The organism is Desertibaculum subflavum, from assembly GCA_003576705.1.
Classification (GTDB): domain Bacteria; phylum Pseudomonadota; class Alphaproteobacteria; order Ferrovibrionales; family Ferrovibrionaceae; genus Desertibaculum; species Desertibaculum subflavum.
The window spans coordinates 1-13,065 of the sequence record QOZS01000015.1 but is presented as its reverse complement, the minus strand read 5'-3'; the positions used below and the strand labels follow the sequence as shown (position 1 = coordinate 13,065).

Annotated in this window: 11 protein-coding genes; 9 read left to right on the top strand and 2 right to left on the bottom strand. The window is 65.1% G+C overall.

Annotated elements, in window-relative coordinates:
• Positions 1 to 26: 26 nt before the first annotated feature.
• Both DT074_RS09810 and DT074_RS09805 read left to right on the top strand, forming a co-directional pair.
• On the top strand, positions 27 to 1,112 hold the full coding sequence (locus DT074_RS09810) for a recombinase family protein (RefSeq protein WP_119419667.1): 1,086 nt from the start codon (positions 27 to 29) through the stop codon (positions 1,110 to 1,112).
• Positions 1,027 to 2,067 carry a recombinase family protein gene (locus DT074_RS09805; protein ID WP_368744571.1) on the top strand — a complete coding sequence of 347 codons (1,041 nt, stop codon included), beginning with the start codon at positions 1,027 to 1,029 and terminating at the stop codon, positions 2,065 to 2,067. The genes DT074_RS09810 and DT074_RS09805 overlap by 86 nt, the downstream gene beginning before the upstream one ends.
• 10 nt (positions 2,068 to 2,077) lie before the next feature.
• On the opposite strand, the gene DT074_RS09800 is transcribed toward DT074_RS09805, so the two are convergent.
• Entirely contained in the window at positions 2,078 to 3,295 is a 1,218-nt protein-coding gene (locus tag DT074_RS09800; RefSeq protein ID WP_119419666.1) for a hypothetical protein, read from the bottom strand.
• Between the two features lie 31 nt (positions 3,296 to 3,326).
• Complete coding sequence (locus DT074_RS09795) at positions 3,327 to 6,221, bottom strand: hypothetical protein (protein WP_119419665.1); 2,895 nt, start codon at positions 6,219 to 6,221, stop codon at positions 3,327 to 3,329.
• 540 nt (positions 6,222 to 6,761) lie between these two features.
• Between DT074_RS09795 and DT074_RS09790 the strand changes: the two genes are divergently transcribed.
• From DT074_RS09790 to DT074_RS09760, 7 genes are all read left to right on the top strand, one after another.
• A complete protein-coding gene (locus tag DT074_RS09790; protein WP_119419664.1) occupies positions 6,762 to 6,950 on the top strand; it encodes a hypothetical protein in 189 nt (62 codons plus the stop codon).
• A 333-nt stretch (positions 6,951 to 7,283) separates the two neighbouring features.
• A complete protein-coding gene (locus DT074_RS09785) occupies positions 7,284 to 8,897 on the top strand; it encodes a sensor histidine kinase (protein ID WP_119419663.1) in 1,614 nt (537 codons plus the stop codon).
• A 5-nt stretch (positions 8,898 to 8,902) separates the two neighbouring features.
• Positions 8,903 to 9,529: a response regulator transcription factor gene (locus DT074_RS09780; RefSeq protein WP_119419662.1), complete on the top strand. Its 627-nt coding sequence runs from the start codon at positions 8,903 to 8,905 to the stop codon at positions 9,527 to 9,529.
• A 102-nt stretch (positions 9,530 to 9,631) separates the two neighbouring features.
• On the top strand, positions 9,632 to 10,036 hold the full coding sequence (locus DT074_RS09775) for a response regulator transcription factor (protein ID WP_119419661.1): 405 nt from the start codon (positions 9,632 to 9,634) through the stop codon (positions 10,034 to 10,036).
• Between the two features lie 31 nt (positions 10,037 to 10,067).
• Positions 10,068 to 10,754 (top strand): hydrolase, encoded by a 687-nt coding sequence (locus tag DT074_RS09770; RefSeq protein WP_119419660.1) that lies wholly within the window; start codon positions 10,068 to 10,070, stop codon positions 10,752 to 10,754.
• Between the two features lie 98 nt (positions 10,755 to 10,852).
• The gene (locus tag DT074_RS09765) at positions 10,853 to 11,146 is read left to right on the top strand and encodes a XapX domain-containing protein (protein ID WP_119419659.1); all 294 of its coding nucleotides are present in this window, start codon (positions 10,853 to 10,855) and stop codon (positions 11,144 to 11,146) included.
• A 74-nt stretch (positions 11,147 to 11,220) separates the two neighbouring features.
• Positions 11,221 to 13,065, top strand: a 1,845-nt coding sequence (locus tag DT074_RS09760; protein ID WP_162914769.1) for an amidohydrolase, incomplete at its 3' end; no start/stop codon positions are given.

Sequence of the window (13,065 nt, the reverse complement as noted above, 5' to 3'; positions counted from 1 at the left end):
GGCCGTGTCCTCGAGAGGAGGCGCCAATGGTGGGGTCGGATGCCATACGGCCTGGTCGATCAGGCCGAGGGCCGCGGAGGCCCAAGCCCAAGCAATACGTCGCCTACTATCGCGTCAGCACGGTCCCGCAGCAGCGCTCCGGGCTCGGACTCGCCGCCCAGCATGCGAGTGTACGTGCCTTCCTCGGCCAATATGGCGGCGAGCTGATTGCCGAATTCGAGGAGCAGGACGCTGCCCATCGGAAGCCTGAGGACCGGCCCGCGCTCCGGGCCGCGCTGGAGCTCTGTCGGCGGAAGACTGCGACGCTTCTGGTGGCGCGCCTCGACCGCCTGGCGCGGAGCGTCCTGATCGTCGCCAACCTGATCAAGGAAGGCGTGGATTTCGTGGCGGCCGATGTGCCGCAGGCGAACCGCTTCACCATCCATATCCTGGCCGCGGTCGCCGAGTATGAGCGGCGCATCACCGGTGCCCGGATCCGCGAGGCGCTCGCCGCCTACAAGAATGCCGGCGGCAAGATCGGCTTCGCGCGCATGAGCAAAAAGCGCCAGCGCGAGGCTGCCGCCCGGGGCCTCGCCATCAACCAGGAGCGCCTGAACCGCTTCGCCAAGGCGCTTCTCCCCATCATCGACGAGCTCCGGGTCTCCGGCTGCACCACCTGCGCGGCCATCGCCCGTGCCTTGAACCGGCGCAAGATCCCGACCTTCTACAACAGAGGCCCCTGGTATGACGGCACCGTCGCCGGGATGATCCGACGCGCCGATCCCTCCTCGCCCCTGGTGCGGCCCGGACGGCTGCAGGAATACGCCGCCATGCGGGCCCGGGCGAACCACATCCGCTCGGCCCAGATCGCGGTCAACTTCGCGAAATCCCTCGTGCCGCTCGTCGACCAGCTCAGGGCCGATGGGATCACCACCTGGGTCGATCTGGCGCATGCCCTTGACGAGCGGCGCATCCCGACCCGGCGCGACCGGCCGCATTGGAGCTCATGGGGTTTGAAGCAGATCATCGAACGCGGGGAGAAGGCCCTTGGTCGCCACCGAAGCACTGACACCCAACCTGCAAGGCCGGCTCTTCGTCGGCTACTACCGGGTCAGCACCAAGCCGCAGGGTGATGTTTCACGGTTTGGCATTCCGGCCCAGCAGGCGATGGTCGAGAAGTTCGTCGCCGGCAATGGCGGCACCCTGATCGCCGCCTTCACTGAGATCGAGAGCGGGCGGAAGACGGAGCGCGATCGGCCGGAGCTGATGCGCGCGCTCGCGCGCTGCCGACGGAAGCGCGCGGTGCTCGTCATTGCCAGGCTCGATCGGCTCGCGCGGAACGTCGCCCTGATCGCGCGGCTGATGGAGGCGCGGGTCGAGTTCGTGGCCGCGGATCTGCCGATGGCGAACCGGCTCACGGTGCATTTCCTGGCGGCGGTCGCCGAGTATGAGGCTGACCTGCTCTCGGCGCGCCGTGCTGCCGTGACGGAAACGATGTACCGCCTCGGCAAACCGCTTGGCACAAGGGGGCGCACGCCGGAGCAGATCCGCGAGATGCGTCGGTTGGCCGATATCGCGCGCGCCGCGCAGCACGAACGTTTCGTGCAGGCGACGATGCCGGTGATCCACGACCTGCGGCGCCAGGGCATCACCGGCTACAAGGCCATCGCCAAGGCGCTGACCGCGCAAGGCATCCCGACCGCGAGCGGCAGAGGTCGCTGGTACATCGACACCGTGAAGAAGCTCATCAAGGCGCATGAGCCGGATTACCAGCCGCCTCGCGCACCGCTGCGACGCGAGCTTCTTCTGAAGATGATCGCGGCCAGGCGCGCGGCTGTCCAACGACTGGCAAACGAGCGCGCGCTTCGATGGGCGCAGATCCTCGAGGAGTTGGCGCTTAAAGGAATTGAGGCCGATCAAGAGATCGCACGCGCCTTCACTTCACGCGGCGTTCAGCGCCCCTACGGCGGACGTTGGACGACCGAGGGTGTCCGCCGGCTCCGGGAACGCCTGTCGGTCATCGCGCCGGCGCAACACCGACGAAGGCTCAATGAGCGTACAAATCCCATCATGCCACGACAGGCGTGAGCCGCTGCGATCACTGAGGCGGCGGCAAGGCGAAGGTGCCGTCGGAAATCTGATCGAACAGCGTGCTTTTCGCCTCCTTGAAGCGGCAAATCGCAGGAATTCTTGAATTGCGGTTGATCCATCCGCCGCGATTCGGGGCTGCGGCGGGAAAGGCTCGACCCAGATCATTCAGGTATGACATCAGCTCCGTTGAATATTTGTCAGGTATCGAGGTTACCAGCTCGACGAAAAGGCGATCGGCTCGCTCGGAATCCATTTGAAGATTGCTCGGCAGGCCCGACGGCCTGGTCCCGACGCGCAGGCCACCCAGCACCGAGGCGGCAACGCAGGTCACGCAATAGTCGGCCACCTCGTTTGCGTTCGACAGAAGGCCACCCCGCATGAAGGCCTCCGTGGCGGCTCGGCGCACGTCATCGTTGAGCGCATCGGCGATGGCCCAGTCGACGCCATAGGGGCGGCCTTCGCCCAGATGGATCGAGATGTTCCCGCCGCCACCCTGGCGAGGCTGGCCGACATGGACCAGCTCATGCATCAGGATTGCCGCGATCCTCGCCGCGGAGAATTTGCCGCTGAGAAGCTCGGGCGAAATGGACGTTGTCCAGGCAGACCCGAAAAAATTGGTGACGGTCTCGCCCTCATCCGCCGCGAGACCCGAATCCTTTTCCAGGCTGTTCTCGCCGTAGGTTTGGAAAAATGCCTCGGCAGCGTCATACCCGATTGCGACCTCGACGAGCGCCATTGCCATGGTGACGCGGTTCAGCTCGGCATCTGAGAATTCATCCAAGTGGCCGGCAATGAACTCGACCTGCAGGTCGATCATGGCGGTGCTGCGCGGGCCCACTCGCTTCCTCTCGGCCTTAAGCTTCTCCGGAAACAGTTCCGCGCTGTTGATGAACGTGTGTAGCTCGGTTGCTCGAAGCCGGGTGAGGAACATCAAATCACTGCGTGCGTCGATCAACGCGCGCGCCCTGTCCACGATTGCCTTGCTGAGCTTCAGCCGGAGAGCGGGGGCGAGTCGCTCCCGGCTGAACTTGCGGACATGCCCCTCCGAAGCGGCCGACAGCCCGGAGCGGATCGCACCTTTCAGCAGATTATGGAGGAACTGAAGCTGATCGCCATCGAGTTCCGTCAACTCGTCGATCGACGGCAGCTTCTGGTCGCCGGCAACGATCCGGCCGACCAGCCGGGTAAGCCCGATTTCGCCACTGTTCGCCAAGCTGTCGGTCATGATTGCCCTCGTGGATCCGGGATGCGCGGAGCTAGTTGCTGTCGTCGTCGGCGATCCATTCGCCGGCATCGGGATCCCAGCTCCAGCTGGGCAGCTCGTCGTCCGGCCGCAGGCCGACCAGCGTCGTCGGCAGCCTGATCGAGAACGGATTGCCCTCGGCGATCTCGTCGTCGCCGTGCAGTTCGCGATGGGCACGGATCTCCTCAAGAAGCGCGACATTCTGCTCGGAGACGACGGGCGCCTCGTCCCCGCCCGCCCAGACCTGGCCTGTCTCGAGGAAGTGCAATGCCTCGAACTCGAACTCCGGATCGATCGGCACGCGGACCGTCGCCGACCCACACTTGAGGAAGCGGGCATGCTCGGTGTCGGTATCGGTAAGGAGCAGGCGGTCGATCCAGGTCTGCCGACGCGCCCAGTAGTAGGGGTGGAGCTCGAAGGTCATGTTCCGCCAGTCGATTGCCGTTTCGAAGAAATCGGCATAGCGCCCCTTGGCCAGGGCCTCGGCGGGGGGGAAGTTTCCGCGGATCTCGTCGAAGATCTCCACCCCGGTAGCGCCGAAGCTCTGCCCGGTGATGAGCCGGATCGCGTGCCGCTTCAGCTCGTTCCGCTCGATCTCTCGGTTCTCGAGCGGATTGCGCCCCGAGATGGCGATGCCGGTTGAGGTCTGTGCCTCGGCCAGGCGTTCGCGATACTCCGCTACGCGTTGCTGATAGGCCTGGGCGATCGCCTTGTGGATCCCGATGCGCCAGGCATTCATTGCCCGCTCGCCCGCCGTCACCACGATCTCCGCCCGGACGGCATAGACATCGACATAGTCGGCCTTGATCATAACCGGCAGCTGCTCGATCTCGCGATCGAAGCCCTGCGCGAAGACACGGTCGCTGAATTCGTTCTCCGGGTTGCCGAGAAAGTCGGTGAAGGCCGGCTTCGGATCATCCTCGGACTCGAAGGGGAACTCGGTCTCCTTCCAGCTCAGCATCGGCCCGCCGAGCAGGGCATTGCCCTCGTTTTCCTCGGTGCCAATCAAGTCGAGGGTATCGCGTGCCGCGTGATGATGCGTTGCGGTGCCGATGGTGACACGGACGCCCTTGTAAAGCGCGTTGTGAATCGCCGACCACTCGGCCACGGTTGCCGGCGAGAACTCGTCATCCTTGGGCTGCGGGAATTGCGTGGTCAGCGGTTTGAAGCTCGTCGCGATACGGACGCGAGCCACCCTGTAGCCGGCCGGAATGTTGACGGACTCCGCCGACGTGTAGAACGTCTGGATCTTCTGCCCGGCGCTGCCCGCGCCGCTCTCCTCATCTTCCTCACCCTCGGCGGGCGTATCGCCCGCGCCGGTGCCGGCACTCATGGCCGGTTCAACCTTCGTGTAGGGGATGACGATCTGGCCGGGGGGCGGCTCCTCGAAATCGGTGACGCGATAGCGCCCAATGAGGTTCCGGTAATTGTCCGTGGTGATCTGCCAGGGCGAAAGCGTGAAGGGCTCGGGCTCCTCCAACGCGTCGCTGCCGAGCATCTGCGCGACCGTCCGTTGCAGGAATGTGGCCGGTTCCGGCACGTGCAGGACGAAGATCAGCCTGAGACCATAGTTGAACACCTGGTTCTCATAGACCTTGTCGATCCACTGGTAGACACCTCGGATATTGCTGCCGGAGGTGCGGTTGTCGAAGCCGTGCTGGTTCTTCTCCTCGAACTCCTCGATCAGCTTGGTTGTCCTGGTTTCCTTGGTGCGCAGCAGGATCTTCGACGCGCTTTTCTCGACGACCTCGCGCGCAAAGACGCTGGCGAAGCGTTGTGCGCGCGTGAAATCCGATTGACTGTCCTGGCTGTAGTTGGCCGAGACGGTAAAGTACGGGCCGTAGCCGGCCGAGACGGCGACGCCGAAGCTCTTCGAAACGCTCTCCGAGATGGTCGACTGCACCTCCTGCTGGATATCGAGCTGGGCGGTGCTCTGCTGGTCGCGCTCTTCCTCCTCGCGCCGTTCCTGCTCGACGGTGAAGGTCTCTTCGATGCGCCGCAGCCGGCGGGTGTCACGCTGCTTGTGCTCGCTGCGGAGCACATTCTCGATATGGGCGATCTCGCCGCCTTCGTAGCGCTTGATCTGCTGGCGGGTGACGTAGAGCGGCAGCAGTGCCGGCCGGTGCAGGCCGACAGTCGTCGGCGGCTGATCGGAGGGCGGGTTGGCCGGTTGCGCCGAAGGGCCGCCTGGCGCGGCCGCTCCCGGCGGGACCGTCGCGAGGGTCGCGACGGGGCGCAGCATCGTGCTGCTGCCAATACTGATGCGCCGGCGCGGGGCCAAGGCTGCCAACTCCTCCGGTCCGGAGTCTTCATCGGCAGCCACGGCGCTCTGCTGCGGTTCCGCCCCCCGCCAGGGCAGATGCGGGAACAGTTCGGCCGGAAGTGCTATGGGTCGCTGCAGCCGTTCCCGGCCGGTTGTGCCGGCATTGAGCGCGGGATCACGCGCAAGCTCCTCCAGGAACTCGACGAGATTGAACAGCTCGACGTAGTCGGCGAGCAATCCCGGCATGAGATCGGAGCCGAACTTCAGGGCGACGATGCCGGTCGCCAGCCGACGCTTGAGGTCGGCGGTGCGCTGACCTGGCGCCGCGGCGGGTGTTGTTCCTCCGAGGCGCGCGGAGACCGTATCCGCTACTTCGGCGTCGCCAAGATCCGCGACCTCCCTGATGTCGTCGCGCAGCGGCGTGAGCGGCACGCCGGCCAATGTCAGCCGGTCAATGTCGCGCTCGAATGCATCGGTGCCGATGAACCGGGCGACAGCGAAGCGAACATCATCACGCGAGGCGCCGCTGAGGATGGTGCCGATGAAAGCGGGCCGAGGATCGGGCAACTGCAGAACACGGGCCTGTCGTGCAGGACGCGGCCCACGAATAAGACCGAAGCGGAACAGCTCGAAATGCGGCTTCATGAAGCCTCCCTCTGCTTGGGACGATTGCTCCGTGCAACACGTCCGCCCGGAATGACCGTCGTGATCGCCCGCAGTACGGGAGGCTCAGATCGGCGGATGGGCGCCCTGAGGGGCGGCCAACTTTGGTCACAGCTCGGGAGAGCAGTTTCCGAATCGCCGTCGGCGCCGAAACGATTTCACATTGGTGCCAGCGCGTTAGCGCTCGTCCCCGAGGGAATGGCATCACCGTATTCGTGGCCAGCGAGAGGCAGCCGCTTGCTGGCACCCACCAACTTCGTGACGTCCATCACGCGCTCAAACTCGTTGCGAGGCACGAGCACGCCGTCCCCGCCGCACCTCGTTGTCGCTCATTGGATTCCATCGAAATGTCAGCGGTGGGCCCCGAGCGGGTTCGCCGCCATCCCCACCCCGCGCTTGATCCGCCCCACAGTGCGGCGTCTCCTGCGGTCCCCGCGCTTATCGGGTCCGGGTCCCCATCGATGCGGCCGAGAGGCCGCGGTCTCTTCCTCAGGCGAGCGTCGTCTCCATGTCGATGATCCTTTGGAACTCGCTCAGGATCTTCTGCTGGTGCTGGGCGAGGTACCGGAAGACACGCGCATTGCCGAGAAGCTTCGCGAGGTCGCCCTTGGCCAGTACCAGATCGAGATGGTCGGTGCCGTAGGACTGCTCGGCGATGGCAATGCGGCGGTGTCGGCGTCAGGTATCTTTAAAGGCATGACCAGCCATTGACTGGAATGCCGTCGCCGTCGTGGCCTTTGTCGGCCAGCCCCATGACGCGAGGAACGGGTGCGAGCGAGCAGGCGATCCGAGAGCTTGCCGGCAATGGCGCAGTCCATCTGCGTAGATCTTGGATGCGGGCTGATCCTCCGCTGCGACCGAAAAGGTCCATCGCGCCTCTGTTCGGCACGGGGCGGACCTAGTGGAGCGTGGCGTCGATTGTCCGCAAATCGCCGGACATGCACTGCCTCGCTGCCGGCCCTCGACCGACCACACCTTGGGCTAAATCTGTTACGGTCGGTTGGTTTGCCAATTGAAACCGCCAACTTTCGGCGTGGGCTAGCGATGGTCGACAATACGAGAGACCAGCAGGTCGACGACCGGTACCTCCTTTCGACGTCACCGCCGAGCCCGCGTCAGAATCGGCTGGCCGCGTCGATCGTGGTTGTCCTGCTCGTCGCGCTGGCCGCGACCATACCCTTCGCCCGCGTTCCGCTTTCCGGCACGCAGCCGTTCCTGCCGGCTTATGCCGCTGCGGTACTCGTCAATGAACTGATCACATCGGCTCTGCTGCTGTCGCTCTTCTCGGCCAGACGCTCGGTCGCCGTGCTCGTGCTCGCCAGCGGGTACCTGTTCTCGGGCCTCCTGGTGGTTCCCTGGGCGCTCACCTTTCCTGGTGTCTTCGCCACGTCGGGTCTGCTCGAAGCGAGCGTGCAGACCACCGCGGCGATCGCCGCACTGCGGCGCGTCGGCTTTCCGCTCTTCGTTCTTGGCTACGCGGTCCTGAGCAGCACGAACCTTGAGCCGACGGCACCACGACGCCAGACAACAACCTTCACCGTCACGACGGTGTCGGCCATCGTCACGGTTGCTTACGGCGTGGTGTGGCTCATTCTGACGGGCGACGCGTCGCTGCCCAAGCTGATGGCCGATCATCAGCGGAGTGCAGCCGCGTGGGAGTTCATCCCGCCAATTGCCGCCGCGGTTTCCGTGTCGGCAATGGTCGTGCTTTGGCGGCGGCGAAGGTCGCTGGTCGATCTGTGGCTGCTCGTCGTGCTGTTCACGTTCCTCGTCGAGATCCTGCTTCTCTCTTACCTGAGCTCCGGACGTTTCAGCGTCGGCTGGTGGGCCGGGCGCCTTTATGGGCTCGCCTCCGCGAGCTTTGTATTGCTCGTCCTTCTATCGGAGACGACGACGCTGCAGGGCCGGCTCGTTCGCTCGATCTCCGCGGAGCGTCGCGCCCGGGAGGCGAGGCTAAGCGCGATGGAGGCCCTCTCGGCATCGATTGCCCACGAGATCAATCAGCCTTTGGCGAGCATGGTCACGAACGCCGATGCGGGCCTTCGCTGGCTCGACAAGGAGAGCCCGGATGTCGACGAGACCCGTTCGGCGCTGCGGCGCATCGCCGACAGCGGACAACGTGCCGGCGAGATCATCAGGAGTGTCCGGGCAATGTTCCGGAAGGACGCTCTCCAGCGCGGTCCGATCAATCTCAATGAGCTGATTCAGGATGTGCTGCGGCACGGCCAGCGAGAAGGGCGGTTCGACACCATGTCCATCCACGCTGCACTCGACGCTACATTGCCGTTGGTCACCGGTGACGCGGTGCAGCTACGGCAGGTTGTATCCAATCTCCTTGCCAATGCGATCGACGCGATGCAGCCCGTCACCGATCGACCACGGATGCTGCATGTAAGAACCACCTGCCGTGATCCTGACGGCATCGAGGTTTCCGTTGAGGACACGGGAATCGGGCTCCCATCCGGACATGGCGATCGCGTGTTCGAGCCGTTCTTCACGACAAAGTCCGAGGGCATGGGCATGGGGCTGATCTTCAGTCGTTCGGTCGTGGAGTCGCACGGCGGGCGCCTGTGGATAAGCGAGAACGCGCTGCACGGCGTTACGGCGCATTTCACGCTGCCAAGAGATGACGCGGCCGTTCGGCCTGCGGCCGGGTGAGCACGATGAATCCCGAACCGTCCATCGTCTTCGTTGTCGACGACGACCGGTCGATGCGAGAGGCATTGGTCGGCCTGTTCCGGTCCGTGCGCCAGCCGGTCGAGTGGTTCGAGTCGGCCGAGATGTTCCTGAGCAGCACGCTCCCCGACCTTCCCGCCTGCCTGGTGCTGGATGTCCGATTGCCCGGTCGAAGCGGATTGGAGCTCCAGAAGGAGATGGTCCGATTGGGCAATCGTATCCCCATCGTCTTCATCACCGGACACGGCGACATTCCGATGTCGGTGACCGCCATGAAGACCGGCGCGATCGAGTTCCTTGCCAAGCCGTTCCGCGATCAGGAGCTTCTCGATGCCGTGCAACGGGGGATCGCGGTCGACCGCGCGCGACGGATTGCCGCGGCGGAGGCTGCGGATCTTCGACAGCGCTACGAGACGCTCTCGGCACGTGAGCGCGAGGTCATGGCGCTGGTCACCAGCGGTCTGCCGAACAAGGAGGCTGCTGCACGGCTAGGCATCAGCGAGATAACGACAAAAGTCCATCGCGGCCAGGTGATGCGGAAGATGCGGGCGGGCTCGCTGGCGGAACTCGTCCGGTTCGCCGACAAGCTGGCGACAAGCAACACAAAGCAGTAGACCGCCGACACCATCGTATAATTGCGGCCGCCGGCTCCTCGAGCCTATTCCTTCCCGCGACGCAGCCGTCTCGATCGGCTTGCCGAAGGGACGAGGCCGAACATGAGTACGGGCCCGATTGTGATCATTGATGACGATCAGGCGGCATGCGACGCGCTCGTCGGCCTCGTCAGGGCCTCCGGCTTTGCCGCCGTGGGATTTCGGAGCGCTGCCGAGTTCCTGCGCTCGGACGGCTTTGCGCAAACGAGCTGTCTTATTGTCGACATGCAGATGCCCCAGATGAATGGTCTCGAACTTCACATGCATCTGCTCGCCTCTGGCACACCGATCCCGACCATCCTTGTCACCGGATATCCGAACGAAGCGACGAAAGGGCGGGCACTTCGGGCCGGAGTGCTTTGCTATCTGACAAAGCCATGTTCTCCCGCTGACCTCCTCGACTGCATCGGGTTGGCGGCACCCCGAGGCGGTGGCGCCGGACCCGCTGACAAGGGACCGAAGCCCTGATCCGGAACCAGCCAATGAAAGGAGCGAACCGATGACCGACTCGAAGCTTGAAGTTCTGACGCCCGCCAACAGCCAATTGATCTTCATCGATCAACAGCCGCAGATGGCGTTCGGCGTCCAGTCGATCGATCGGCAGGTGCTGAAAAGCAACGTCGTCGCACTCGGCAAGTCGGCCAGGATCTTCAACATTCCGACCACCATCACGACGGTCGAGACCAAGAGCTTCTCCGGCTACACCTACCCCGAGCTTCTCGCGGTGTTTCCGGGCAACAAGATCCTGGAGCGGACCTCGATGAACTCCTGGGACGACCAGAAGGTGCGCGATGCGCTCGCAGCCAACGGCCGGAAGAAGGTGGTGGTCTCTGGCCTCTGGACCGAGGTCTGCAACAACACCTTCGCGCTCTGCGCCATGCTCGAAGGCGGCTACGAGATCTACATGGTGGCTGATGCCTCCGGCGGCACATCGAAGGAGGCGCACGACTACGCGATGCAGCGCATGATCCAGGCCGGTGTGGTGCCGGTGACCTGGCAGCAGGTGCTGCTCGAATGGCAGCGCGATTGGGCTCGCAGGGACACCTACGACGCCGTCATGGCCGTGGTGAAGGAGCATTCCGGTGCCTATGGCATGGGCGTCGACTATGCCTACACCATGGTCCACGACGCCCCGCCCCGCGCCGGCGCCTCCAATGAGGTCCTCGCGCCGGTGCCGGCCCGCTAACGCATATCCGCGCGCGGATGTCCGCGCCACCGGCCGAATGGCCGGCGGCCGCATCCGAGAAGGCGAGAGTGCCCAGCCGATATCAAGGAGGCGGGACCATGAAGGCGTACATATTCTCCCTTGCCGCGGGTCTGCTTGTCGGCGTGATTTACGGATTCCTGAACGTGCGCTCGCCGGCGCCGCCGGTCATTGCGCTGGTGGGGCTGTTCGGCATCCTGCTCGGTGAGCAGTTGCCGGCGCTGACCAAGCGGATGATCGAGGGGCACAAGGTCTTCTCCGTCTCTGTGCTGCATGCGCATTGTGGCGATCACATATTCGGCCGGCTGCCGAGCCGGCCGGTCGGCGTTGCCGGTGATGCGGCGACCAAGCAGTCGCCCGGCGCGCGGACATGACGCGCCTCACCCGCCGCGACGCCGGCATCGGCGCCGCCGCGCTCAGCCTCTACGCTTTTGGCAGGAGCACAGCCATGGCCCAATCAGCTCCGGAACTGATTCTGACCAACGGCCGGTTCACGACGCTCGACCGCGCCAACCCGGCGCCGGAGGCGGTCGCGATCACCGGCGGGCGCTTCAGCGCCGTCGGCACACTTGCCGACATCATGCCGACCAGGGCCGCGAGCACTCAGGTGATTGATCTCGGCGGCCGCCGGGCGATCCCGGGCCTCTGCGACAACCATATCCATGTCATCCGCGGCGGCCTCAACTTCAACATGGAGCTGCGCTGGGACGGCGTTCGCTCGCTCGCGGACGCGATGAGCATGCTGAAGCGCCAGGTGGCCAACACGCCGCCGCCGCAATGGGTGCGCGTGGTCGGCGGCTTCACCGAGCACCAGTTCGCCGAGAGGCGGCTGCCCACGCTGGACGAGATCAACCAGGCGGCGCCCGATACGCCGGTCTTCATCCTGCATCTCTACGATCGGGCTTTGCTGAACGGCGCTGCGCTGCGCACGGTCGGCTACACGAAGGACACGCCGAACCCGCCGGGTGGCGAGATTCAGCGCGACGCCAGCGGCAACCCAACCGGGCTCCTGCTGGCTCAACCCAATGCCGGCATTCTGTACTCGACCTTGGCGAAGGGGCCGAAGCTGCCGCTCGAATACCAGGTCAATTCGACGCGGCACTTCATGCGCGATCTCAACCGCCTCGGCGTCACCTCGGTGATCGATGCCGGCGGCGGCTTCCAGAACTATCCCGACGACTACGCCGTCATCGAGCAACTGCACCGCGATGGGCAGCTGACCCTGCGCCTTGCCTACAACCTGTTTACGCAGAAGGCGAAGGAAGAGAAGGACGACTTTCTGCGCTGGACGGCACAGGCGAAGTACCAGCAAGGTGACGATTATTTCCGGCTGAACGGCGCGGGCGAGATGCTGGTCTTCTCCGCCGCGGATTTCGAGGATTTCCGCGTCGAGCGGCCGGACATGCCGCCGGAGATGGAGCCGGAACTCGAAGCCGTTGTGCGCATCCTGGCGCAGAACCGATGGCCGTGGCGTCTGCACGCCACCTATGACGAGACGATCGCGCGCGCGCTCGACGTGTTCGAGAAGGTGAACTCGGAGATCCCGCTCCAGGGCCTGAACTGGTTCTTCGATCACGCGGAAACGATCAGCAACCGCTCGATCGATCGGATCGCCAAGCTCGGCGGCGGCGTCGCGGTGCAGCACCGCATGGCCTATCAGGGCGAGTACTACGTCGAGCGGTATGGCGCCGCGGCCGCCGAAGCGACACCGCCGGTCAAGCGCATGATCGAGGCCGGCATCAACATCTCCGCCGGCACCGACGCTACCCGCGTCGCCTCCTACGATCCCTGGGTCTCGCTCGCCTGGCTCGTCACCGGCAAGACGCTCGGCGGCCTCAAGCTCTATCCGCAGCGCAACTGCCTCGACCGGGAGACGGCGCTCCGGATGTGGACCGAGAACGTCACCTGGTTCTCCAACGAGGAGGGCAAGAAGGGCAACATCAAGGTCGGCCAGCTTGCCGATCTCGCGGTGCTCGACCGCGATTACTTCCAGGTTCCCGAGGACGAGATCCAGCACCTGCAGTCGGTGCTGACCATCGTCGGCGGCAAGCCGGTCTATGGCGCGGCGGATTTCGTCGCCCTTGCGCCGCCACCGCCGCCGGCGATGCCGGATTGGTCGCCGGTCAGGAGCTTCGGCGGCTACCAGAAGCAGGCCTCGGGCCCGCGTCGCGCCGAGAGCGTGGCCCGCGTCGCGGCCGCGGCCTGCGGCTGCGGCACGGCCTGCGCCGTGCACGGCCATGCGCACGCGGCGGCCTGGGGCGGCGGCGCGCCGACCCGCGATCTCCGCTCGTTC